21 protein-coding genes are annotated in these 21,945 nt (G+C 71.9%); 13 read left to right on the forward strand and 8 right to left on the reverse strand.

All coding sequences use genetic code 11. The features are described 5' to 3' along the window. Positions 1-143 precede the first annotated feature (143 nt). Both ACFQ58_RS01110 and ACFQ58_RS01115 read left to right on the forward strand, forming a co-directional pair. Complete coding sequence (locus tag ACFQ58_RS01110; RefSeq protein WP_376948685.1) at positions 144-1,376, forward strand: ROK family protein; 1,233 nt, start codon at positions 144-146, stop codon at positions 1,374-1,376. Positions 1,377-1,481: 105 nt separating this feature from the next. Continuing rightward, the gene (locus ACFQ58_RS01115; protein WP_376948687.1) at positions 1,482-2,315 is read left to right on the forward strand and encodes an alpha/beta fold hydrolase; all 834 of its coding nucleotides are present in this window, start codon (positions 1,482-1,484) and stop codon (positions 2,313-2,315) included. A gap of 15 nt (positions 2,316-2,330) precedes the next feature. On the opposite strand, the gene ddaH is transcribed toward ACFQ58_RS01115, so the two are convergent. Then, positions 2,331-3,212, reverse strand: coding sequence for a dimethylargininase (gene ddaH / locus ACFQ58_RS01120; protein ID WP_376948689.1), 882 nt, complete (start codon positions 3,210-3,212; stop codon positions 2,331-2,333). A 372-nt stretch (positions 3,213-3,584) separates the two neighbouring features. Between ddaH and ACFQ58_RS01125 the strand changes: the two genes are divergently transcribed. Together ACFQ58_RS01125 and ACFQ58_RS01130 are read left to right on the forward strand one after the other, a co-directional pair. Continuing rightward, positions 3,585-4,355: a hypothetical protein gene (locus ACFQ58_RS01125; RefSeq protein ID WP_376948693.1), complete on the forward strand. Its 771-nt coding sequence runs from the start codon at positions 3,585-3,587 to the stop codon at positions 4,353-4,355. Between the two features lie 113 nt (positions 4,356-4,468). Next, entirely contained in the window at positions 4,469-5,221 is a 753-nt protein-coding gene (locus ACFQ58_RS01130; RefSeq protein WP_376948695.1) for a hypothetical protein, read from the forward strand. A 17-nt stretch (positions 5,222-5,238) separates the two neighbouring features. Here ACFQ58_RS01130 and ACFQ58_RS01135 read toward each other — a convergent pair whose 3' ends face one another. Next, positions 5,239-6,075, reverse strand: coding sequence for an LLM class F420-dependent oxidoreductase (locus ACFQ58_RS01135; protein ID WP_376948697.1), 837 nt, complete (start codon positions 6,073-6,075; stop codon positions 5,239-5,241). A 170-nt stretch (positions 6,076-6,245) separates the two neighbouring features. Here ACFQ58_RS01135 and ACFQ58_RS01140 point away from each other — a divergent pair, with 170 nt between their 5' ends. Next, positions 6,246-6,683, forward strand: a complete 438-nt coding sequence (locus ACFQ58_RS01140) for an Lrp/AsnC family transcriptional regulator (protein WP_376948699.1) — start codon at positions 6,246-6,248, stop codon at positions 6,681-6,683. A gap of 17 nt (positions 6,684-6,700) precedes the next feature. Next, on the forward strand, positions 6,701-7,060 hold the full coding sequence (locus tag ACFQ58_RS01145; RefSeq protein ID WP_376948701.1) for a GntR family transcriptional regulator: 360 nt from the start codon (positions 6,701-6,703) through the stop codon (positions 7,058-7,060). 12 nt (positions 7,061-7,072) lie between these two features. Here the strand turns inward: ACFQ58_RS01145 and ACFQ58_RS01150 are convergent, their stop codons facing one another. Next, on the reverse strand, positions 7,073-8,278 hold the full coding sequence (locus tag ACFQ58_RS01150) for a RimK family alpha-L-glutamate ligase (protein WP_376948703.1): 1,206 nt from the start codon (positions 8,276-8,278) through the stop codon (positions 7,073-7,075). Positions 8,279-8,305: 27 nt separating this feature from the next. Here ACFQ58_RS01150 and ACFQ58_RS01155 point away from each other — a divergent pair, with 27 nt between their 5' ends. Beyond that, a complete protein-coding gene (locus ACFQ58_RS01155) occupies positions 8,306-8,785 on the forward strand; it encodes an ATP-dependent zinc protease (RefSeq protein WP_376948705.1) in 480 nt (159 codons plus the stop codon). A gap of 18 nt (positions 8,786-8,803) precedes the next feature. Here the strand turns inward: ACFQ58_RS01155 and ACFQ58_RS01160 are convergent, their stop codons facing one another. Both ACFQ58_RS01160 and ACFQ58_RS01165 read right to left on the reverse strand, forming a co-directional pair. Then, positions 8,804-10,042, reverse strand: a complete 1,239-nt coding sequence (locus tag ACFQ58_RS01160; RefSeq protein ID WP_376948707.1) for an arginine deiminase — start codon at positions 10,040-10,042, stop codon at positions 8,804-8,806. 42 nt (positions 10,043-10,084) lie between these two features. After that, the gene (locus tag ACFQ58_RS01165) at positions 10,085-11,548 is read right to left on the reverse strand and encodes a basic amino acid/polyamine antiporter (protein ID WP_376948709.1); all 1,464 of its coding nucleotides are present in this window, start codon (positions 11,546-11,548) and stop codon (positions 10,085-10,087) included. 195 nt (positions 11,549-11,743) lie between these two features. Between ACFQ58_RS01165 and ACFQ58_RS01170 the strand changes: the two genes are divergently transcribed. Both ACFQ58_RS01170 and ACFQ58_RS01175 read left to right on the forward strand, forming a co-directional pair. Beyond that, a complete protein-coding gene (locus ACFQ58_RS01170; RefSeq protein ID WP_376948711.1) occupies positions 11,744-12,265 on the forward strand; it encodes a TrkA C-terminal domain-containing protein in 522 nt (173 codons plus the stop codon). Positions 12,266-12,268: 3 nt separating this feature from the next. Beyond that, the gene (locus ACFQ58_RS01175) at positions 12,269-12,922 is read left to right on the forward strand and encodes a DUF6226 family protein (RefSeq protein ID WP_376948714.1); all 654 of its coding nucleotides are present in this window, start codon (positions 12,269-12,271) and stop codon (positions 12,920-12,922) included. 181 nt (positions 12,923-13,103) lie between these two features. On the opposite strand, the gene ACFQ58_RS01180 is transcribed toward ACFQ58_RS01175, so the two are convergent. Further along, positions 13,104-16,829, reverse strand: a complete 3,726-nt coding sequence (locus ACFQ58_RS01180; protein WP_376948716.1) for a bifunctional proline dehydrogenase/L-glutamate gamma-semialdehyde dehydrogenase — start codon at positions 16,827-16,829, stop codon at positions 13,104-13,106. Positions 16,830-16,921: 92 nt separating this feature from the next. Between ACFQ58_RS01180 and ACFQ58_RS01185 the strand changes: the two genes are divergently transcribed. Continuing rightward, positions 16,922-17,896, forward strand: a complete 975-nt coding sequence (locus ACFQ58_RS01185) for a LysR family transcriptional regulator (protein WP_376948718.1) — start codon at positions 16,922-16,924, stop codon at positions 17,894-17,896. Between the two features lie 85 nt (positions 17,897-17,981). Then, positions 17,982-18,371: an META domain-containing protein gene (locus ACFQ58_RS01190; RefSeq protein ID WP_376948719.1), complete on the forward strand. Its 390-nt coding sequence runs from the start codon at positions 17,982-17,984 to the stop codon at positions 18,369-18,371. Between the two features lie 4 nt (positions 18,372-18,375). On the opposite strand, the gene ACFQ58_RS01195 is transcribed toward ACFQ58_RS01190, so the two are convergent. Next, positions 18,376-18,795, reverse strand: a complete 420-nt coding sequence (locus tag ACFQ58_RS01195) for a VOC family protein (protein WP_376948721.1) — start codon at positions 18,793-18,795, stop codon at positions 18,376-18,378. A gap of 191 nt (positions 18,796-18,986) precedes the next feature. After that, complete coding sequence (locus ACFQ58_RS01200) at positions 18,987-19,991, reverse strand: helix-turn-helix transcriptional regulator (RefSeq protein ID WP_376948723.1); 1,005 nt, start codon at positions 19,989-19,991, stop codon at positions 18,987-18,989. Between the two features lie 61 nt (positions 19,992-20,052). On the opposite strand from ACFQ58_RS01200, the gene ACFQ58_RS01205 reads away from it, so the two are divergent. Next, the gene (locus tag ACFQ58_RS01205) at positions 20,053-21,033 is read left to right on the forward strand and encodes an ATP-binding cassette domain-containing protein (protein ID WP_376948725.1); all 981 of its coding nucleotides are present in this window, start codon (positions 20,053-20,055) and stop codon (positions 21,031-21,033) included. A 17-nt stretch (positions 21,034-21,050) separates the two neighbouring features. Further along, positions 21,051-21,878 carry an ABC transporter permease gene (locus tag ACFQ58_RS01210; RefSeq protein WP_376948727.1) on the forward strand — a complete coding sequence of 276 codons (828 nt, stop codon included), beginning with the start codon at positions 21,051-21,053 and terminating at the stop codon, positions 21,876-21,878. The last annotated feature ends 67 nt before the right edge of the window (positions 21,879-21,945 follow it).

Genomic DNA, 21,945 nt, shown 5'->3' on the forward strand with positions numbered 1-21,945 from the left:
CGCTCGGGCCGACGAGGTCAGGCTAGGCGGCGCGGCTGTGAGGCGCCCATGGGTTGGCGCGTGGGAGCGCGATCCGCAGCGCGTCGGATGTCCCCCGAACGGGGTGCTTTCTGCGTGGCATCCGCGGCAAGCATGCTTGCGCCATGACGCAGCCCGGCTCCCCGGCCGATCCCCATCCCCTTCCGAACTCGGCGCCGGGCGCCGCGGCCATCGTCGATCACCTGCTGACGCGGAGGACGGCGACCCGGTCCGAGCTCGCCTCGGTCACCGGGCTCGGCCGGACGGCGGTGTCCGCCCTGCTGCATCGCCTGGTCGGCCGAGGCGTGGTGATCGAGGCGGATGGCGCGCCGGGGCCGCGCGGCGCCCGGGTGAGGCTCGCCGTGGCCGATCACCTGGTCCTGGCCGCCGGCGTGGCAGGCGACGAGGCCGTCGCCGCGCTGGTCGAGGTCGCCGGCACCGAGTACGCCCGCTACGAGGAACCCGTGGCGTTCGACGACGAGGATCCGCGCGGCGCGACCGCCGCCCCGCTCGACGCGCTCGCGATCGTCGTCGACCGCGCGGTGGCGCGCGCCGCCCGCGACGAGCGCCGCCTGGCCACGGCCGGGATCGTCGTGCAGGGTGCCGTCGCCGGCTCTCCCGAGCTCGCGGTGCTCGACGACGCGTTCGGCCTCGAGCCGGCCGACGTGATCGGCGCGCTTCGCGACCGCTCCGAGCGGCTGGCGGGGGTCGAGCCGGCGTTCATCGTCCCGGCGTTCCTCGTCTCCGCACCCGCCGCCCGAGCGGCCGACGAAGCCGCCGCGCGGGGCATCGCCGTGGTGCTGCACGTGACGGGCGAGCCGCAGGTCGCGGCGGGCATCGCGATCGCCGGCATGCCGTACGTCGGTGCGCACGGGCTCGCCGCGACGATCGGCCACCTGCCCGTCGTGCCCGACGGCGTTCGCTGCGGCTGCGGCCAACGCGGCTGCCTCGCGACGGTCGCTTCGCCCCGCGTCATCCTCGAGCGGGCCGAGCTCGCCGATGTCGAGCGCCATCACGGACGGCGAGCGGCGCTCGACGAGCTGACCGCCCGCGTCGCGGAAGCCGAGGACCGCGCCCGGTGGGCGTGGCTGGACGCGGCCTTCTGGATCGGCCGTGCCCTGCAGATGGTCGTGCCCTCGATCGATCCCGGCGTGATCACCGTGGGGGGATGGTGGGCGCCGCTCGTCGGCGACATCGAGGCGGCGTTCCGCGACAATCGTCCGTCGCTCGGGGGCGGCGCGCTGGCGTCCATCCCGCCGATCGTGGCGGCGACGACGGTCGGCTCGACCGGGTCGGTCGCGATGCGCCAGGCTCGCGAGCGCCTGCGCTCGACGATCGTCGCGGCGGCGACGGCCTGATCGGCCGTCGCCGCGATCCCGATCAAGGCCTTGTCCGCGGCGTCGGCGGATGCTGGACTGGCTCAGCACGTCCGCACTTCAGGATCGCAACCGTGGGGGAACCGCATGCCGACCATCACCATCGGGACCGAGAACTCGGCGCCCATCGAGCTGTACTACGAAGACCACGGCGCGGGCAGACCGGTGGTCCTCCTCCACGGGTACCCGCTCGACAGCCAGTCGTGGGAGAAGCAGCAGCGGGCGCTGCTCGCCGCGGGCTATCGCGTGATCGCCTACGACCGACGCGGGTTCGGTCGCTCGGGCAAGCCCACCGTCGGGTACGACTGCGACACGTTCGCCGCCGACCTCAGGGCGCTCCTCGAGGCGCTCGACCTGCAGGATGTCTCGCTCGTGGGCTTCTCGATGGGCACGGGCGACATCACCCGCTACTTCGGCAACTACGGCAGCGACCGGGTGCTGAAGGCCGCGTTCCTCGGGTGCCAGCAGCCGTACCTCCGGCAGACCGACGACAACCCCGACGGCGCCGCTCCCGACTTCGACGGCCTGAAGGCGCAGGCCGTCGGCGACCGCTTCGCGTGGTTCGACACCTACTTCGAGAACTGCTACAACCTCGACGAGAACCTCGGGTCGCGCATCTCCGAGGCGGCCCTCCGCGGCAACTGGGCGACCGCGTCCCAGGCGTCCTGGTACGCCGTGTCGGCGTGCGTCGACGCGTGGCTCACCGACTTCCGTGGCGACATCGCGCGGATCGATGTCCCGTCACTGATCCTCCACGGGACGGCGGACCGGATCCTGCCCATCGACGTGACGGCCAGGCGGTTCCGCGAGAGCCTGCCCGCCGCCGAGTACGTCGAGATCGAGGGTGCACCGCACGGCATGATGTGGACGCACGCCGAGGAGGTCAACGCGGCGCTGCTGACCTTCCTCGCGTCTCCCTAGCGGGTCGCCTCGCGGTCAGCGCCGCAGCTCGAGCGTGCAGCACTTCACGCCGCCGCCGCCGAGCAGCAGCTCGGAGAGGTCGACGCCGATCGGCTGGTAGCCCGCCTCGCGGAGCTGCCGCTCGAAGCCCGCCGCGCGCGCAGCGATGACCACGTTGAGCCCGTCGCTGTACGAGTTGAGGCCCAGCACCGCGGCATCCTCCTCGGACACCAGGATGGCGTCGGGGTAGCGCTCGCGCAGGATCGAGAGCGACGGCTCGTCGAACGCGCTCGGCAGGTACGCGATGTGCTCCTGGCCGGGACGCGAGTCGAGCACGGCGACGGCGGTGTCGAGGTGGTAGAAGCTCGGGTTCACGAGGTTCAGCGTGACGACCTCGCGACCCGTGATGCGGGCCAGCTCGCCATGGCTCGACGTATCGCTGCGGAAGCCAGTACCGGCGAGGATCACGTCGCCGACGAGCAGGAAGTCGCCCTCGCCCTCGTTGACCTCGCGCGGTTCGCGCACGTCGAAGCCGGCGGCTCGGAACCAGTCCATGTAGGCGGGGCCCTCTGCCGCGCGCTGCTCGTGGGTGAACTTCGCGCCGTACGCGATGCCGTCGATGACCGTGCCGCCGTTGGCCGCGTAGACCATGTCGGGCAGCCCCTCGACCGGGTCGATGAGCTGCACGTCGAAGCCGAGCCCGACGTACGTGTCGTGGAGCGTCTGCCACTGCGCGATCGCGAGCGCCGTGTCGGTCGGCTTGGCCGGATCCATCCACGGGTTGATCTGGTACACGACCGTGAAGTGGTCGGGGCGGCACATCAGCACCGTCTTCTTCGACGGGGTGCGGGCCGGCACGGCGGGGCGCACGTCGGCCTCGGTCGCGGTTTCGGACTGGGTCTCGGTCACAGTCGACATCTCACTCCTCATGGGGATCTGGTGGGCCGAGGGCGGCGGCGCGCCGCCGGCTCGGCCGGTGCGGTGTCGGCGGACCAGGTCACTCTCACGAGCCTCGACGACGACGTTCGGATCGCGTCGCCGTCGAGACGCCACTCCCAGTGTGGAGGCAAACGCGCGCGCCTTCTCGGCGCCACGCACACGATTCGTGCGCGTTCTCCACCGAGATGCAACAGACCGGAGCTCCGGGATGCCGCCTCCGCACGCTTCCACCGAGATGACGCGGCCGGGCGGCGCATCGATCCTGCGCGATCCGACCCTTGTCCGATGCGCGCCCGCTCGGGCAGGCTGGGCGGACCCGGCTCGCGGCGCCGGCCGAGCGAGGGGACCCGGATGTCGAGCACGGAGCGCGTCGCGGAGCTGCAGCGGATCGCCTACGGCGTTGGCGCGAGCGACGGCGAGCGAGCGGCCGCGGCCGACGAGCTCGAGGGGCTGCGCCGTGCGGCTGTGCCCGTCGAGGTGGACGACGTGCACCCGAGAGACCCAGTCGCGCCCGGCGCGGCGATCAGCGGCTCGCCCTCCGCCGACCCGGACGCGGACCCGTTCGACGGGGTGGCCGGTCCCGGCGCCGACGCCGATGTCCCTGAGCGATCGCCGTCGAACACCGTGCGGTGGGCGGCGCTCGCGGGCGCGGTCGCCCTCGCCGTCGGCTTCGGCGCCGGGTGGCTCTTCGGCGCCCAGTCCGCGCCCACGCTCGATGCACCCGGCGCGGGACAGGACGGCGACGTGACCTTCGATCTCATCGACCCTGACACGGCACGGGTCCCCGTCGAGAACGCCCCCGCGCTCGCCGTCTTCGAGCGCGCCCAGGTCCCAGAGGACATTCCGACGTTCCTCGATCCCTCGATCGAGACCGCGTCGTACCGGCGCCTGCTCACGCTGCCGGACGGCGCGACCGTGCACGCCGCCCGCGCTGCGGGAGGTACCGACTTCTGCGTCGTGGTCGAGCACCCGGACGTCGGCGCCGGGTCGGCGTGCACGGGCGACGGGATGTTCCCGCCGGATGGCCTCTGGTCGGAGATGTCGTTCGACGGCGACCACAGCTATCGCGTGACCTGGCCGGCGTCGGGCGAGGTCATGGTCGACACGACCCCAGCCGGCTGAATCGGCGCCGCGACGACGCCTCCGATCCGTTCATGGGCGGCGTTGCGCGCCCGGGTGCGGCGGTGGATGCTGGAGGCGTCGACCCGTGGGGGAGGCGGACGGCGGTACCGAGGATGTCGGAGCTCGACGACGAACGGATCACGCGGTTGCAGCGTGCGGCCTTCGGTGCGGACTCACCGGCGACCGTCCGCGCGCAGGCGTTGGCCGAACTCGCCGAGCTCGCCACTGGCCGGACGGCCGGCGGCCCAGCCCGCGGGGCGGCCGCGCCTGACGAAGACTCGGCTCGGGATCGCCTCACCGGCGAACCGCCGGTCGACTCCACCGGAGCCGAGCCCCACGGCGAGGGTGAGCCGAAGTCCCGAGGGCGTCGCTGGATCGCGATCGCCGGCGTCGCGGGCCTGCTCGTCGGCGCGGTCGCGGGCGCGGCGCTCGGTCGCGCCGTGCCCGCCGAGCCAGGTCTCGCGTCCTCCGACACCGCGCCGACCGCGCCGGCGTTCGGGTCGGGCGAGCCGGGCATTCCGCTCGACGAAACCGATCTTCCGGAGCTCTTCGACCGATTGCCGCCCGTCGCCGACGTCAGCCAACTGGATCAGGTCACCTCGAGCATCGATGTGTCGTCGCTGCGGCTGATCGCGGCCCGTGCCGACGGCCCCGCCGGCTACCTCGCCCGAACCCCCGACGGCAACGACGTCTGCCTCATCCTGTTGGTGGCGCCCGACGGCTGGGCGGAGGCGCGGTGCACGACCAGCGGCCGGCTGCCGGCGGGCGGGCTCCGCATCCAGGTGGCGCATCCGATCGCGGGATTCGCCGTGGCGATCCTCACCCGCGGAGGCACGCTCACGCTCGGGCTCAACGCAGGACGTTGAGGGATCCGGGTGAGCCGTCAGGCGGCGGCGCCGACCCCCGCGTCGCGGTTCTTCCGGTCACGCCAGGCGAGCCAGTGCCGCACGGCGGTGTCGTCGTAGTGGGGTCCCGAGAGGCCGAGCGTGAAGAGGCGAACGCCTGCGGCGTACAACGCATCGGCGTGCGCGTCGTCGAGTGACCCGCGCGACAGCTCGTTCGAGATCGTGATCCCCGAGACATCCCGGCCGACCTTCTCGCCCCAGCGGGCCAGCACGTCGAGCTTGTGCGTGAGGTCGGCGGGCGCCACGAACGAATGCCAGATGTCGGCGTGCTCGGCGACGAGCCGAAGGGTCTTCTGCTCGCCCTTGCCGCCGATCATGATCGGAATCCGGCGCGTGGGCGCGGGGTTGAGCTTCGCCCAGCGGGCCTTCACGCGCGGCAGCGCCTCGGCCAGGTCGTCGAGCCGCGAGCCGACCGTGCCGAACTCGTAGCCGTACTCGTCGTAGTCGCGCTCGAACCAGCCCGACCCCGTGCCGAAGATGAACCGACCCGACTCGGCGCCCTTCGCGCTGATGTGGTCGAGCGTGCGGGCCATGTCGGCCTGCAGGTCGGCGTTGCGGTACGAGTTGCAGTTCACGAGGGTGCCGAACTCGACGCGCTCGGTCTGCTCGGCCCACGCCCCGAGCATCGTCCAGGCCTCGAAGTGCAGGCCCTCGCGGTCGCCCGAGAGCGGGAAGAAGTGATCCCAGTTGAAGACGATGTCGACGCCGAGGTCCTCCATGCGGAGCACGGCGTCGCGGATCTGGGTGTAGGTCGCGTGCTGGGGCTGCAGCTGCACGCCGAGGCGCGTGGGTGCGTTCGAGACGTTCGGGGTCATGCTTCCGACACTAGGCGCACCGGCGAGCGGTTTCCCCGGCGCCGGTTCCGCTTGACGCGAACGGATGGCGCAACCGGACGGGAGCGCGAACCATCACGAACTCGCAACGGCGCGCAGGAAAGCGGCGTCCGTCCGTACCGTGACGCAAGGATCGGTCGTACACTCGGCCCATGGACAACCTGGACCGGGCCATCCTCGACCTGCTCCGGCAGAACGCACGCGCCGGGTACGGCGACATCGGCTCGTCCGTGGGGTTGTCCGCGTCGGCCGTGAAGCGTCGCGTCGACAAGCTCGTCGCCGACGGGGTCATCAAGGCGTTCACCATCCAAGTCGATCCTGCGGTCGACGGCATGAGCACCGAGGCCTACGTCGAGCTGTTCTGCCGTGGCACCGTGGCGCCCGACGAGCTGCAGCGCATCCTGCAGGGCGTGCCCGAGATCGTGTACGCGGGCACGGTGACCGGCAGCGCCGACGCGATCGTGCACATGCGGGCGCGTGACATCACCTCGCTCGAGGATGCGCTCGAACGCGTGCGCATCGCCCCCAACGTCGACCACACGCGCAGCGCGATCGTGCTGTCGCGACTCGTCAACCGCAACCGCGACTGAGCGCGACCGGGCACGCCATGCGCTTCACCGTCGAGGCCGCCTCCGCCACCCCGCCCTACGAGCAGCTGCGCATGCAGGTCGTCGACGCCGTGCGCGACGGGCGGCTGAGCGCCGGCGCGAAGCTGCCGACCGTGCGGGCGCTCGCCGAGGAACTCGGGCTCGCAGCCAACACGGTCGCCCGCGCGTACCGCGAGCTCGAGGCCGACGGGGTCGTCGAGGGCCGAGGCCGGAACGGGACGTTCGTGCGCGCGAGCGGCGATCCCGTCGAGCAGGCGCTGCAGGCCGCGGCATCCTCGTACGCCGACGCGGTCACGCGGCTGTCGGTGCCGGCGGATGCCGCGGTGCGGGCGGTCGAACGCGCCCTCCGCGCCCGCTGACCATCCGGTGGTCTAGCTCGCGGCCTCGGCCGGCGCCGGGATCGGCTCCTTGGGCAGCCGGCGAACCTTCTGGCGGCGGCGGCGGCGCTCGGGGATCATCGAGCGCATCTCCTCGAGCTTGCCGAAGCACAGCAGGCGGTCCTCGGCCTCGAGCACCACGCCCTTACGCGGGTTCGGGATCACGCTCGTGCCGCGATGCAGCGTGAGCACCGTGATGTCGCGGTCCCACAGCCCGGAGTCGCCGAGCGTCTTGCCGATGAGGTCGGCCGCGCCGTGCACGAGGAGCTCGGCGACGCCGTATCCGGTCGACACCGTGAGCCGCTGCCGCACGTCGATCTCGGGGAACGCGACCTGGTTGGCGATGTAGTCGATGATCGCGCCCGCGACATCCAGGTTCGTCGCCGTCTCGATGCCCTGGAGGCCCGGCGACGAGTTCACCTCCATGACGAGGGGGCCCTCGTTGCCCTCGAGCATGTCGACGCCGGCGACCTTGAGGCCCATGATCTGCGCCGACCGCACGGCGGCCTGCTCGTACTCGGCCGACAGCGCGACGGGCTCGACGGTGCCGCCGCGGTGCACGTTCGAGCGGAACTCGTCGCCGCTCGCAACGCGTCGCATCGCCGCGACCACGCGGTCGCCGACGACGAGGGCGCGGATGTCGCGGCCCCGGCTCTCGCCGATGAACCGTTGGATCAGCACGTTCTGCTTCGTCGAGTGCAGGGTCTCGATGATCGCCTCGGCGACCTTGACCTCGGGTGCGAGGATGACGCCGATGCCCTGCGTGCCCTCGAGCAGCTTGATCACGACGGGCGCCCCGCCGACGCGCTCGATCGCCGGGCGCAGGTCGGCGCGGTTGCGCACGAACGTCGTGGCCGGCATGCCGATGCCGTGCCGCGAGAGGATCTGCGTCGCGCGCAGCTTGTCGCGCGCGTTCGTGATGCCGTTCGCGGTGTTCGGCGTGTAGACGTCCATCTGCTCGAACTGGCGCACCACGGCCGTGCCGAAGTACGTGATCGAGTTGCCGATGCGCGGCAGGACCGCGTCGTAGTCGGACAGCGGACGACCCCGGTACTGCAGGTCGGGTTCGGGACCCGAGAGGTCGATGCCGAAGCGGAGCGTGTTCAGGACCTTGACGTCGTGGCCGCGCTGCTGCGCTGCAGCACGGAGACGTTGGGTCGAGTAGGCCTGGGGGGCGCGCGACAGGATCGCGAGTTTCATTCGAGAGTCCCTGCGAAGATGGTTCGGATGACAGAGCCCACCCATTCAAGCACCATCGCCGGATGGCGCGAATGGGTGCGCCTGCCCCAGGCCGAGATCGACTGGATCAAGGCCAAGCTCGACACCGGGGCACGCTCATCGGCACTGCACGCGTTCGACCTCGAGGAGTTCGAGCAGGATGGCGCGTCGTGGGTGCGGTTCGGCATCCACCCCTGGCAGGACACGGATGTCGACGCCGCGACCATCGAGCTCCCTGTGCACGATCGCCGCGTCATCCGCAGCTCGACGGGGCACACCCAGGAGCGGCTCGTCGTGCTCATGGACCTCGTGCTGCTCGATCGCTCGGTCACGGCCGAGGTGACGCTCACGAACCGCGACGAGATGGGCTTCCGCATGCTCGTGGGCCGCGAGGCGCTGCGGAACGGGTTCCTCGTCGACGCCGGGCGCTCCTTCGTGGGCGGGCGCGCGCCCCGCGCCATCCGCCGCCGCAATCGCGGTCGCGCCTGACCGGCCGACACGCCGTCGCTAGTAGTCCACCGGGTCGCGTGAGATGGGGCACGTCATGCAATGTCCGCCGCCGCGTCCGCGGCCGAGCTCGGCGCCGACGATCTCGATCACCTCGACGCCGGCGTCCCGCAGCAGTGCGTTGGTGTAGGTGTTCCGGTCGTACGTGAAGACCACGCCCGGCTCGACCGCCACCGCGTTGTTGCCGCTGTCCCACTGCTGGCGCTCGCCCGCGTACCATCCGCCGCCTGGCTCGACCGCTCGCAGCCGTGGAAGGCCGAGCGACTCGGCGACCACGTCGATGAACGCGCCCCGCTCCTCGGTCACCTCCACTCCCCCGGCGTCCGCGGGGCGGAGGGAGAACGTGCTGATGCCGTCGACGATATCCGGGTAGTAGGTGACGAGATCCCGGTCGGCGAAGGTGAAGACGGTGTCGAGGTGCATGGCGGCACGCAGCTTCGGCATGCCCGCGACCACCACGCGGTCGGCGGCGCCTGCCTCGAAGAGCCGCTCCGACAGCAGGGTGATGGCCTGGCGGGAGGTCCGTTCGCTCATCCCGATGAGCACCACGCGGTTGCCGACCGGCATGACGTCGCCGCCCTCCAGCGTCGCCTGCCCCCAGTCGAGTTCGGGATCACCCCACCAGACCGTGTTCCCGATGTAGTCCGGATGGAACTCGTAGATCGCCTTCATGAGCAGGGTCTCGTCGTGGCGTGCGGGCCAGTACAACGGGTTGAGCGTGAGCCCGCCGTAGATCCAGCACGTCGTGTCGCGCGTGTAGATGGTGTTTGGCAGCGGCGGCATGAGGTACTCGGTGACCCCGGCGGACTCGCGGACCAGGGCGAGGTGGCCGGAGCGGAACTCGGCCGGGAGGTCGCGCGTCGACAGTCCGCCGATGAGGTGCTCGGTGAGCGGCACATGCCCGAGCGTGTCGAGGAACGCCCGCGTGTCGGCGACGAGCCCGCTGCCGACCTCGTTCGCCGTGATCTTGCGGTCGAGCAGCCATTCGCGGGCCCCGGGTACGGCCAGGGTCTCGATGAGGAGGTCGTGAAGCTCGACGACCTCGACGCCGCGGTCCTCGAGCTTCCGCACGAAGTCGGCGTGGTCGCGTTGCGCGTTCTGCACCCAGAGCACGTCGTCGAACAGCAGTGCGTCGCTGTTGCTGGGCGTCAGGCGCTCGTGGCTGAGGCCTGGCCGGCAGACGAGGACCTTGTTCAGCCGACCGACCTCGGAGTGGACTCCGTACGCGATGTCCTCCATGGGGTGCTCCCTTCTGCCGCGCCTACGACGCGGTCGACCTGGTCAGATCTGCACGACGCCGGTGGCGAGCAGGACGATGCCGATCACGGCGAAGGCGAGGACCACGATGAAGATCGCGAGTCCTGGTGCGGTGAAGACCTTCCCCTTGCCCTGTCGACGGGCGATCACGTACAGGGCGGTTGCCGGGGCGAGCAGGATGCACGCGAGGAAGAGGAAGACGTACCCGGCCGCCCACATGAGGAAGAGCGTGTACGCCGTCGAGATCGCCGCGACGACGAGTTCGCGGTTGCGTCGCCCCGGCTCGGTGTCGATGTACCCGTCGCGTTGCACCGCGATCTTCACGGCGTAGGCGCTTGCCAACGCGTACGGTGCAAGTGCGAGCGCGGCCGTGAGGTCGAGCGTGAAATCGAGCGCGTTGCCGACGAACTGCACGGCGAAGAGGATGGCGCTCACGAGGATCGACGTCCAGAGCACCGCGTTCTCGGGGACGTCGCGTGCATTGAGCTTGGCGAAGAACCGAGGCAGGTCGTTGTCGCGAGCGGCCGCGTAGACGACGTCAGCGGCAAGCAGCTGCCACGCGAGGTACGCGCCGAGCACGGAGATGATCAGGCCGACGCGGATGAAGACGCCGCCCCACGGGCCGACGGCGGCCTCGAGCACGCCGCCGACCGAGGGCTGCGGCAGGGCGGCGATCTCGTCCTTGGGAAGGATGCCGTACGACAGGATCGAGATCGACGCGAAGAGCGCGAGCACGGAGAGGAACCCGAGCACGGTCGCCTTGCCGACATCCTCGCGCTTGCGCGCATGCCGCGAGTACACGCTCGCCCCCTCGATGCCGAGGAAGACGAAGACCGTGATGAGCATGGTCCCCTGGACCTGCAGGAAGAGCGACTCGCCGCCCGGCACATCCGCCCCACCGCTGAGATTGCCGACGAAGACGTCCCAGTCGAGGAAGAAGACCACGAGGACCAGGAAGAGCGCGAGGGGGACGAGCTTCGCCACGGTCACGATGAAGTTGATGCCCGCAGCCTCGCGGACCCCGCGCCGGATCAGGAGGAAGAACCCCCAGACCGCCGCCACGGAGATGATGAACGCCGGCCAGGTGTCGCCCTGCCCGAGCACGGGCTCCAGGTCGGGGAAGAGCTGCGAGAGGGTGGTCATGATGAGGACCCAGTAGAAGGCATTCCCGGCGCAGGCCGAGGCCCAGAATCCCACCGCGGAGAGGAAGCCGGGATACAGCCCGAAGCCCTCCCGGGCGTACACGTACACGCCGTTGTCCAGCTCGGGCTTGCGCACCGCCAGCGTCTGGAAGACGAGGGCCAAGGTCAGCATGCCGAGTCCCGCGATGGACCAGGCGATCAGGGCGCCGTAGACGCCCGTCTCACTCGCGAAGCGGGCGGGGAGCTGGAACACGCCGGCGCCGACCATCGACCCGACCACCATGCCGGTCAGCGCGGGAAGGCTCAGCTTCGACGCGGTCTGCTGCTGATCGGTCGTCGTCGACATCGATCGACCCCCTGCTCGGTTCCCCCGAATGACGAACAGTTCGGACCGGACGGCCCGCCTCCGTGTCTAGCGCACCCTCGGCTCGCGCGGCAAGCACATCGTCCGTGGGATCGGGCGCCGGCGCGCGTCCGAACGGCGACCTCGGGCCATCCGGTGGGGCGATACTGGGGGCATCTCGCACCCGCAGGAGGATCGATGACCGACCAGGACCCGACTGAGGGCGAGTTCCACATCGTCGAGCACCCGATCGCCGGGCCCGCTCGCCAGTTCCAGGTCACGCTCGACGACGGCACGACGCTCGGTGTGCACTCCGACCCCGTCGAGCGCATCGTGCAGCTCGACGTGGTGCCGCCCGACCGGGATGCCGCGACGGCCACCGTCGAGCTGAGCGAGACCGAGGCGGCCGCGTTCGCGTCGCTGCTCGCCGGCATGCGATTCGTGACGAGCTCGTATCGCGGCCCGCACGCCGGCGGAGCAGTGCAGGTCCGGACCGCGACCGTGCCGGCGGGGTCGCCCGTGGTCGGCCGGCTCGTCGGCGAGATCGCGGCGATCGTGCCCGCCGAGGAGCGCGGCGACCTGGCCGTGCTGGCGGTCGTACGGGAGGGCGCGCCCGAGCTCGTCGAGCCGCCCGACCGCCCGTGCGAGCCCGGCGACCGGCTCGTCGTGGTCTCCCGCCCCGGCACGTTCGAGTCGTTCGAACGTCACCTGCTCGGCTGACGCATGGACTCCTACCGTCGGCCGCCGATCGAGTCGCCGATCTTCCGTGACGAGGATGGCACGCCCATCGCGTACGGGCGTCGGTGGGACGGCGGCGATCCGCCGCCCGAGTCGTACTCGCGCACGAGCCACCTCGATCGGTTCCGTCCGCTCCACGAGGTCGCCGAGGCGCTCATCGCACACCTCGTCGAGGAGTACGCCGTCGCGGTCGACGATGGTCCCGACCTGGCGTCGGACATGGTCCACCCGCGCGACGACGTCGTCCGAGCCATCCGCATCACACCGGCGGATGCCGCGGCCGCGCCGCTCACGTTCGTCTTCACCTCGTTCCCCTCGGTGATCCTGCACGCCGGAGCGCTGCACGACTTCCTCTTCCCCGTCTGCGGATGCGACGCGTGCGACGAGGACGTGGACTACCTCGCCGGCGACCTGGAGTGGCACGTGCAGGCCGTCGTCGATGGCGGCTACCGCGAGCACGTCGTCCCGTCGAGCGGACACGGCGTCGCCTTCTCGCTCTCCGTGCCCGGAGTCGGCACCCAGTCGGGGTCCGTCCGTGCCGACGACCTGCCCCGCGAGGCGGTCGCCGCGGCGCTCGCGGCCCTTCCTCCCGACGGGCGGTGGGCGCCCTGGCCCCGGCGCGCAGCCTCGGCCTCCTGAACCGTTGTCTGACACCCGTGACGAGCACGTCCGCCTGTCTCGTGTCAGCGCGGCCTCATGTGAGGCCCGGCTGACATGAGCCGATCGGAAACGGTCGCCGGCCGCGCGACAGTCGAGCGGCGCCCACGCGAAGGGGGCGGCCGCTCGCGCGACCGCCCCCTCGTGGCATCCGATGACCGCCTTAGATGACGCCCTCGGAGATCGTCGTCGGGTTGCCGAAGCGGTGGTTCGTGATCGACACCGCCTGCTCGTGCAGGAACGGCAGCAGCTCCACGCGGCCCGACGGGGTGACCGGGTGCGACCACACCGCGAGATCGGGCGTGCCGCCCGTCGCCTCCGCGAGCGCTGAGGCGGAACCGCCGACGAGCCGCACGCGACCGGTGATCTCGCCCTTGCGAGCGCGGTCGAGCCATCCGGCATCGCCCTCGCGCACCACGCGGATGTCGCGGGCCGCGAGCAGCGCGCGGACGCCCTTCGGCAGCTCGTGCGCCGTCGAGACGGCCAGCGCCGACTTCGCGAGCAGGCCCGCCGCGAGGACGCGGAGGCCGTCGGCGAGCGTGGCATCCTCGCCGACGCGGATCGTGACCGCCGTGGGGAGGTAGCGGAACAGGTTGCGCTCGACGCCGAGGCCCGAGACATCCTTCACCGTGCCGTACTCCTCGGCCCATGCGACCTCGTCGGAGAGCGCCGAGCGGCGGAGCACCTCGAACGACTCGTAGTCGAGCGACGGCTGCGACGCCTCGATGAGCTCGGTGACGCGCTGCTCGAGGCCGCGCAGGTGCAGCGAGCGGCTCGGCTCGTCCTGCACGGGCTCCCAGTCGCCCAGGCCGAACAGGTAGTTCGGGCCACCGGCCTTGGCTCCCGCGCCGACCGCCGAGCGCTTCCAGCCGCCGAACGGCTGGCGCTGCACGATCGCACCCGTGATGCCCCGGTTGACGTAGAGGTTGCCCGCCTCGACGTTCGCGAGCCACGTCGCGAGCTCGTCCGAGTCGAGCGAGTGCAGGCCCGCCGTCAGGCCGTAGTCGACCGCGTTCTGGAAGCGGATGGCCTCGTCGAGGTCCTTCGCGTGCATGACGCCGAGCACGGGGCCGAAGAACTCGGTGAGGTGGAAGTACGAGCCGGGCTTCACGTTCGCGCGGATGCCGGGCGACCACAGCCGATTGGTCGCGTCGAGCTGACGCGGCTCGACGAGCCACTCCTCGTCGGCGCCGAGCTCAGTGAGCGCGTGCAGCAGCTTGCCGTCGGCGGGCTCGACGATCGGGCCCATCTGGCTCACGGGGTTCTCGGGCCAGCCGACGCGCAGCGAGGTCGCGGCGTCCACGAGCTGGCGGCGGAACCGCTCGGACTTCGCGACCGAGCCGACGAGGATCACGAGCGACGCGGCAGAGCACTTCTGGCCGGCGTGGCCGAACGCGCTCTTGACGACGTCGGATGCCGCGAGGTCGAGGTCGGCCGACGGCGTCACGATGATCGCGTTCTTGCCGCTGGTCTCGGCGAGCAGGGGCAGGTCCTGGCGGAACGAGCGGAACAGCTCGGCCGTCTCGTACGCGCCGGTGAGGATGACGCGGTCGACCTTCTCGTCGGAGACGAGCTTGGTGCCGAGCTCACGCGAGCCGAGGTCGACGAGCGCGAGGAGGTCCTTCGGGATGCCCGCCTCCCACAGCGCCTCGACCATGATCGCGCCCGAGCGCTGCGAGAGCTTCGCGGGCTTGATGATCACGCCCGAGCCCGCGGCGAGCGCGGCGAGCACGCCGCCCGCTGGGATCGCGACCGGGAAGTTCCACGGCGGCGTCACGACGGTCAGCTTCGACGGCACGAACCGCGCGCCCTGCACGCGGTCGAGCTCGCGGGCCCGCTCGGCGTAGTAGTGCGCGAAGTCGATGGCCTCGCTGATCTCGGGGTCGGCCTCGGCGATGGTCTTGCCGGTCTCGGCCGCCATGACCTCGATGAGCCGGTCGCGGTTCGCGGCGAGCGCGAGGCCCGCGCGGTGCAGCACCGCGGCACGCTCGTCGCCCGAGAGCGCCCCCCACTCGGTGCCGCGCGCGACGACCGAGGTCATGAGCTGCTCGAGCTCGTCGACGGTCTCGATGCGGTTGGCCTTCAGCGTGTCGATGCCGAGCGTCGAGCCGGGCACGCGCTCGAGGATCCGGCGGCCCCAGTCGCGGTTCGCGGCGAGCGCGGGGTCGGTATCGGGCTCGTTGTGGAAGCCCGGCGTGACGCCCGAGCCGGTGAGACCGGATGCCGCGGCGGCCGCGTCATCGGTCAGCTCGCCGTCGAGCGCCGAGCCGCGCGTGATGCCGAGCACGACGCTCGTGAGCGATCCCTCGTGCTCCTCGCCGGGCGCGGGCGCGGCAGCGGCGTCGACGGTCGCGGAGACCCGTGCGGTCGCCGGCTCGGTCCATTCGGTGCGGCGGTTCTGCGTGCGGTTCGCACGCGGCGCCGCGCCATCCGCCCCCGCAGCCTCGGTCTCGGTCTCGAGCGCGGCGAGCGAGCGCAGGTAGCGGTCGCGCTCGCGCTCGAACAGCGCGCGGTTCTCGGAGAGCTCGAACACGGCCGACATGAAGTTGTCCTGGCTCGCGTTCTCCTCGAGGCGGCGGATGAGGTACGCGATCGCGACGTCGAACTCGGACGGGTTCACGACCGGCGTGTAGAGCAGGAGGCGGCCGACGTCGCCGCGGACCGCGGCGGCCTGGCCGGTCGCCATGCCGAGCAGCATCTCGAACTCGACGCCGTGCTCGACGCCGCGCTCCTTCGCGGTGAGCCAGGCGTGGGCGACGTCGAACAGGTTGTGGCCCGCAACGCCGAGCCGCACCGCGTCGATGCGCTCGGGCGTCATCGACCAGTGCAGCACGCGCTTGTAGTTCGTGTCGGAGTCCTGCTTGCGGTCGTACGTCGCCAGCGGCCAGTCGTGGATGGCGGCGTCGACCTCCTCCATGGCGAGGTTCGCGCCCTTCACGACGCGTACCTTGATCGGGGCGCCGCCCGCGGCACGGCGGGCCTGCGCCCACTCGGTGAGGTCCTGGATGGCGCCGAGCGCGTCGGGCAGGTAGGTCTGCAGGACGATGCCGGCCTCGAGCTGCTGAAGCTGCGGCTGCTCGAGCACCTTCTTGAAGACCGCGATCGTGAGGTCGAGGTCGCGGTACTCCTCCATGTCGAGGTTGATGAACTTCGCCGTGCCGGCAGCCGCGCCCTTCGCGGCGAGCTCGTACAGCGGCGTGAGCTTGGCGACGACCTTCTCGACGGCCTCGTCGAACGACCACATCGAGAGCTGGCTCACGACGCTCGACACCTTGATCGAGACGTAGTCGACGTCGTCGCGCGCCAGGAAGTCGTAGGTGCCCTTCAGGCGCCGGTCGGCTTCGGCCTCGCCGAGCACCGCTTCGCCGAGCAGGTTGAGGTTGAGTCGGTTGCCCGATTCGCGCAGCTTCGCGATCGCGGGGCCGAGCTTCTCGGGCGTCGCGTCGAGCACGAGGTGGCCGACCATGGCGCGCAGCACGCGGCGGGCGATCGGGATGACGAGCCACGGGAACGTCGGCGCCATCGCACCGCCGAGCCGGATCGCGCCCTTCAGGTACGCGGGCAGGAACTTGGGCGTGAGCTTCGCGACCTCGGCGAGGTTGCGGCCGGCGACGCCGAGGTCCTCCGGACGCATGACGCCGTCGACGAATCCCACGGTGAACGCGAGCCCGTTCGGGTCCTTCAGGACGCCCGCGAGCCGCTGCGCCGCGGGATCGACGGGGTACTGGGCGCTCTCGGTGAGCCAGCGCTCGACGAGCGCGACGACGTGGTCGGTGCTCGGCACGGTCTCGGGAAGCAGCTTGGATGTGGTCACGACGGCGTGGTCCTTCGTCTCGGAGGGCGCGCGGGGGTGGTGCGCACCCGGCACCTCCAGTGTGCGCTCATCCATCCGTTCAGTACAGCGAATGAATCCGATGCATACTGTTCGTGCTTCCCGAACATTCTCTCGGGGTCGGATGTCGCGACGGAAGGAGGCACGCCATGCTCGACGTGCGCCGCCTCCGCCTGCTCGTCGAGCTCAGTCAGCGCGGCACGCTCACCGCGGTCGCCGAGGCCCTCTCATACAGCCCGTCGTCGGTCTCGCAGCAGTTGAGCCAGCTCGAGAAGGAGGTCGGCGTGCCCCTGCTCGTGCAGGTCGGCCGCCGCGTGCAGCTCACACCCCAGGCGCAGGTGCTCGTCGGGCACGCGCAGGCCGTGCTCGAACGGCTCGAAGAGGCCGAGGCGGATGTCGCGCGCTCCCTCACCACGGTCGGCGGCACGGTGCGCATCGCCGTGTTCCAGTCGGCCGCCCACGCCGTGGTCCCGCAGGCGCTCACGCTCCTCGCCGCCGAGCACCCCTCCCTACGCGTGGAGATCACGGAGCGCGAACCCGAGCTCGCGCTCTTCGACGTGGCGGCGCGCGACTTCGACCTCGTGGTCGCCGAGCAGTACCCGGGCTACACGCGTCCGCTGCATCCCGAGCTCGACCGCGTGCCGCTCGCGCGCGACGCCATCCGGCTCGCGCTGCCGCCGCTCGGGGCCGGTGGTCGACTCGGCGCGCACACCGGTGGTCGAGGAGGCGCGCAGCGCCGGCTCGAGACCACATCCGTCGACCACGCCCTCGCCGCGGCATCCGCTCGCCCTTGGGTGCTCGAGCCCGAGGGCACCGCGTCGCGCGAGTGGGCCGAGCAGCTGTGCCGGCAGGCCGGCTTCGAGCCCGACGTCCGGTTCGAGACCGCGGACCTCATGGCGCACATCCGGCTGATCCGGTCGGGCAACGCCGTCGGGCTGCTGCCCGACCTCGTCTGGGCGGGCGAGGCGCCGAGCGTGCAGCTCCTGCCGCTTCCCGGCGAGCCCGAGCGCGAGGTCTTCTCGTCGACGCGGCAGGCGGCAGCGCGGCGACCCGCCGTGGTCGCGGCACGCGATGCGCTGGCGCGCGCCGCCGCGCGCAGCGGTCGGCCCGACGCGCTCTCGTAGGCGCCGATCGGACCGGAGCGGACCGGCCCCCTCCGACCAGAACGCGGGCGTGACCGCGATGCGGACGCGGGTCTACGCTTCGAGCATGAGGAGACCTCACGGACTCGCGCTCGCCGGCGGCATCGCCATCGTGTTCGCCCTCGCCGGCTGCGCGGGCGAGGAAGGCGACGTGAGCGGCGGGGACGTCGATCCGACCGGCACCTGGGGCGACTCGTCGGGCACGAACACCCCCTACCTCGTGCTCGAGGACGGCGGCGACCTCACCGGCAGCGACGGCTGCAACACCCTCAAGGGCACCTGGTCGGTGGACGAAGCCGACCAGATCGTCTTCGAGAACGTCGCGTCGACCCGGATGGCATGCGAGGGCGTCGACGACTGGCTGTCGCAGCTGAGCGTCGCCGAGGTCTCGGGCGACACCATGACCGTGCTCGCGTCGGACGGCGCGCAGATCGGGCAGCTCGAGCGCGAGGACTGAGGGCTCAGCCCGCGTCGTGCATCCAGGGCGTGTAGCTCACGCCGACGAGCAGGCCCTCAGGGCTCATGAGGCGCGACGTGGTCTGCCCCCACGGCTCCTCGTGCGCCTCGACGAGGATCTCGAGGCCCTTCGCGCGCAGTTCCTCGACCGCGGGCGCGACGGCCTCGGGTGAGGCGACGTCGAACTCGATCCACGCCTGCGGCTCGGGCCGGTCGGCCGGCCACTCGGTGGTGCCGAACGTCGCCTCGGCGGCCTGGTCGAGGGGCCAGATCGCGAACGCCTTCGCGCCCTCGACCTCCTCGGTGTGGAAGTAGCGGGGCGAGTTCTCGTGGAACGGGATGCCGAGCGCGCCGGCCCAGAAGTCGTGCGACGTCGAGTCGACGGTGCCGATCGGACCGAAACCCGCGATGAAGGCGATGTCCATGCGCCCATTCGACCCCACTCCGCCGACACCCGCCACCCCCGCACCGCCCTGATGCCGTGAGTCCCGGGTTGCTGCGGGTGCAGCCCGCGCGAACCCGGGACTCGAACGATCGCGCCCACCGTGCACACCCCACGCGTGCCCGCGAATCCCGAGTTGGGGCGGGTGGACCCGCGCGAACCCGGGACTCGGCGTCAGGGTGATGGGAGCGCGGCGACCGTGACGGCGGCGGCCGCGAAGCGGGCGGCCTGGGCCCGCAGGAACGCGAGCAGGTCGGGCGAGCCCTCGACGCGACATCCGACCCCCTCGGGCACCCAGAGCAGCGCCGCGGCGACCGCCTGCACCGACTCGCCCTCGATCGGCCACTCGGTGCCGGCGCCGTCGGCGGTCGCCACGGCATCGCGCGCCCACCAGCCGAGCCGCGCGCGGAACTCCTCGAGCGGCAGGTCGACCACGATGCGCGCCGTCATGCCCCGGTCCCGCCAGCGCACCGCGCGCTGCACGCGCTCGAGCGCGTCCTCGTCGGAGAGCGGCCGCGGCTCGAACCGCACGCGCGTCGGGAACACGTCGGCGATCCGGTCGAGGCGGAACGTGCGCCAGTCGTCGCGGTCGCGGTCCCACGCGAGCAGGTACCAGCGCCGGCCGAGCGGCACGAGCCGGTGCGGCTCGATCGATCGAGCGGATGGCGCGCCCGACGCATCCGTGTACCGCATGCGGATGCGCTCGCTGTCGCGGCAGCACAACGCGAGCAGCCCGAGCAGGTCGCTGTCGACGGATGGCGCGGGACCGGTCGCCGAACCGGACGGCGCTGCGGGTGTCGCGACCGCCTGCAGCGCCTCGATGCGCCGCCGCAGCGCGGGCGGGAGCACCTGCTCGATCTTGGCGAGCGCGCTGAGGGTCGTGTGCTCGGCGCCGCGCAGCCCGGCAGCCGCCTGCGATCGCAGGCCGACCGCGATCGCGACGCCCTCGTCGTCGGTGAGCAGCAGCGGCGGCAGTCCGGTGCCCGCCTCGAGTCGGTAGCCGCCGGCCACGCCGCGCGTCGACTCGATCGAGTAGCCGAGCTCGCGGAGCCGCTCGACGTCGCGCCGAAGCGTCCGCTCCGACACGTCGAGTCGGCCGACCAACTCGCGCGCCGTCCAGTGGCGGTGGCTCTGCAGGAGCGAGAGCAGTTCGAGCGTGCGGGTGGTGGTCGCGGCCATGCCCATGATTCTCCTCCCATTGCGGACAGGAACTGTCCGCAAGCCGCGAGAGGCTCGACCCATGACGAACCAGATGATCACGGCGCGGGGCCTCACCAAGACGTTCCGCGCGAAGGGACAGCCCGTGGAGGCCGTGCGCGAGGTCGACCTCGCCGTCGCCGAGGGCGAGCTCGTCGCCTTCCTCGGGCCCAACGGCGCGGGCAAGTCGACCACGTTGCGCATGCTCACGACGCTGCTGCCGCCGACGGCCGGCGACGCGACCGTCGCGGGGTGCGACATCCGCCTCGACCCGGCCGGCGTGCGCCGCCGCATCGGCTACGTCGGGCAGGGCGATTCGGGCGGGCACACACAGCGCGTGCGCGACGAGCTGCATGCCCAGGGCGCGTTCTACGGGATGGGGCGCCGCGAGACCCGGTCGCGGGCCGACGAGCTCATCGAGTCGCTCGAGCTCGGGCAGGTCGCCGGTCGCCAGGTGCAGTCGCTCTCGGGCGGCCAGAAGCGGCGCGTCGACATCGCGCTCGGGCTCATCCACCGGCCCGAGCTGCTGTTCCTCGACGAGCCGTCGACCGGGCTCGACCCGCACAGCCGTGCGAACCTGTGGGAGCACATCGTCGAGCTGCGGCGCACGACCGGCACGACGATCTTCCTCACCACCCACTACCTCGACGAGGCCGACGAGCTCGCCGAGCGCGTCATGGTCATGGACCACGGACGCGTCATCGCCGATGACACCGCGCCCGCGCTCAAGCAGCAGCTCGGCGGCGACCGGGTCACGCTCGAGTTCGGTTCGGCGACGGATGCCGCGGCCGCGGCATCGCGCGTCGGCGGCGAGGTGCACGGCGCCGTCGTGACCGTTATTGCGCCCGGCGGTGATCGGGCGATCCCCCGCTGGATCCGCGACCTCGACCACGCCGGACTCGACGTGCTCGCGGCGACGCACCGGGCGCCGACCCTCGACGACGTGTTCCTCGCCCTCACCGGCCGGTCCCTCCGCGAGGAGGGTGCCGCGACCAAGTCCGACACCGAACCCGCCGCCGCCTGACCGGAAGGACCATTCTCATGAACACGCTCACCCGACCCACCACCGCTCCGACTCCTGCCCGCGACGCGCGGTCCGCGCCATCCGCTCGACCCACGGGGTTCGTGCACGACACCGCCGCGGTGTTCGTCCGCGAGACCCGACCGCTCATCCGCGACCCGTTCAGCGTCGTCTTCTCGCTCGTGCAGCCGCTCGTCTTCCTCGGCCTCTTCGGCCCACTGCTCGTCGGCGCGGCGGGTGGCGACGTCGCGAGCACGCTGCAGTGGTTCGTCCCCGGCATCCTCGTCATGGTCGCGCTGTTCGGCACGGCGTCGACCGGCGCGAACCTGCTCTTCGAGATGCAGACCGGATCGCACGAGCGCACGCTCGTGGCCCCGCTCTCGCGCGGCGCGCTGCTCGTCGGCCGGGCGCTGAAGGACGTCGTGCCGCTCGTGATCCAGGGCACGATCGTGGTGCTCGTCGCGGTGCCGTTCGGGTTCCGGCTCGACGTGCCCGGCCTCGTCGCCGGCCTGCTCGTGCTCGCCGTGTTCGGCGTGGGGCTCGGCGCCCTGAGCTACACGCTCGCCCTCGCGTGCCGCAACCGGGACTGGATGTTCTGGATGGTGCACCAGACGCTGCTCTTCCCGCTCATGATCCTCTCGGGCATGCTGCTGCCGCTCGAGGACGGACCCGCGTGGATGCAGGTCGCGGCCGCCGTGAACCCGCTCAGCTACCTCGTCGACGCGGAGCGTGCGCTGCTCGCGGGCGAGTTCGGCGACCCGTCGATCGTCGGGGGCGTGATCGCCGCGGTGGTCACCTGCGCGATCGGGCTGGTGCTCGGCGTTCGCTCGATGCGCCGCGCACGCTGAACCGGCGGGCGGCGGCGCGGGTGGCGCGACCGGCAGGGCGCGCCACCCGCTCGTCTACGCTCGATGG

Source organism: Agromyces sp. NPDC056523, from assembly GCF_042794545.1.
In the GTDB taxonomy this organism is placed as follows: Bacteria; Actinomycetota; Actinomycetes; order Actinomycetales; family Microbacteriaceae; genus Agromyces.

Excerpts from the sequence above, each read along its gene's own strand:
- ACFQ58_RS01110 (WP_376948685.1), top strand. The coding sequence starts at position 144 with ATGACGCAGCCCGGCTCCCCGGCCGATCCCCATCCCCTTCCGAACTCG.
- ACFQ58_RS01115 (WP_376948687.1), top strand. The coding sequence starts at position 1,482 with ATGCCGACCATCACCATCGGGACCGAGAACTCGGCGCCCATCGAGCTG.
- ddaH (WP_376948689.1), bottom strand. The coding sequence starts at position 3,212 with ATGTCGACTGTGACCGAGACCCAGTCCGAAACCGCGACCGAGGCCGAC.
- ACFQ58_RS01125 (WP_376948693.1), top strand. The coding sequence starts at position 3,585 with ATGTCGAGCACGGAGCGCGTCGCGGAGCTGCAGCGGATCGCCTACGGC.
- ACFQ58_RS01130 (WP_376948695.1), top strand. The coding sequence starts at position 4,469 with ATGTCGGAGCTCGACGACGAACGGATCACGCGGTTGCAGCGTGCGGCC.
- ACFQ58_RS01135 (WP_376948697.1), bottom strand. The coding sequence starts at position 6,075 with ATGACCCCGAACGTCTCGAACGCACCCACGCGCCTCGGCGTGCAGCTG.
- ACFQ58_RS01140 (WP_376948699.1), top strand. The coding sequence starts at position 6,246 with ATGGACAACCTGGACCGGGCCATCCTCGACCTGCTCCGGCAGAACGCA.
- ACFQ58_RS01145 (WP_376948701.1), top strand. The coding sequence starts at position 6,701 with ATGCGCTTCACCGTCGAGGCCGCCTCCGCCACCCCGCCCTACGAGCAG.
- ACFQ58_RS01150 (WP_376948703.1), bottom strand. The coding sequence starts at position 8,278 with ATGAAACTCGCGATCCTGTCGCGCGCCCCCCAGGCCTACTCGACCCAA.
- ACFQ58_RS01155 (WP_376948705.1), top strand. The coding sequence starts at position 8,306 with ATGACAGAGCCCACCCATTCAAGCACCATCGCCGGATGGCGCGAATGG.
- ACFQ58_RS01160 (WP_376948707.1), bottom strand. The coding sequence starts at position 10,042 with ATGGAGGACATCGCGTACGGAGTCCACTCCGAGGTCGGTCGGCTGAAC.
- ACFQ58_RS01165 (WP_376948709.1), bottom strand. The coding sequence starts at position 11,548 with ATGTCGACGACGACCGATCAGCAGCAGACCGCGTCGAAGCTGAGCCTT.
- ACFQ58_RS01170 (WP_376948711.1), top strand. The coding sequence starts at position 11,744 with ATGACCGACCAGGACCCGACTGAGGGCGAGTTCCACATCGTCGAGCAC.
- ACFQ58_RS01175 (WP_376948714.1), top strand. The coding sequence starts at position 12,269 with ATGGACTCCTACCGTCGGCCGCCGATCGAGTCGCCGATCTTCCGTGAC.
- ACFQ58_RS01180 (WP_376948716.1), bottom strand. The coding sequence starts at position 16,829 with ATGGATGAGCGCACACTGGAGGTGCCGGGTGCGCACCACCCCCGCGCG.
- ACFQ58_RS01185 (WP_376948718.1), top strand. The coding sequence starts at position 16,922 with ATGCTCGACGTGCGCCGCCTCCGCCTGCTCGTCGAGCTCAGTCAGCGC.
- ACFQ58_RS01190 (WP_376948719.1), top strand. The coding sequence starts at position 17,982 with ATGAGGAGACCTCACGGACTCGCGCTCGCCGGCGGCATCGCCATCGTG.
- ACFQ58_RS01195 (WP_376948721.1), bottom strand. The coding sequence starts at position 18,795 with ATGGACATCGCCTTCATCGCGGGTTTCGGTCCGATCGGCACCGTCGAC.
- ACFQ58_RS01200 (WP_376948723.1), bottom strand. The coding sequence starts at position 19,991 with ATGGCCGCGACCACCACCCGCACGCTCGAACTGCTCTCGCTCCTGCAG.
- ACFQ58_RS01205 (WP_376948725.1), top strand. The coding sequence starts at position 20,053 with ATGACGAACCAGATGATCACGGCGCGGGGCCTCACCAAGACGTTCCGC.
- ACFQ58_RS01210 (WP_376948727.1), top strand. The coding sequence starts at position 21,051 with ATGAACACGCTCACCCGACCCACCACCGCTCCGACTCCTGCCCGCGAC.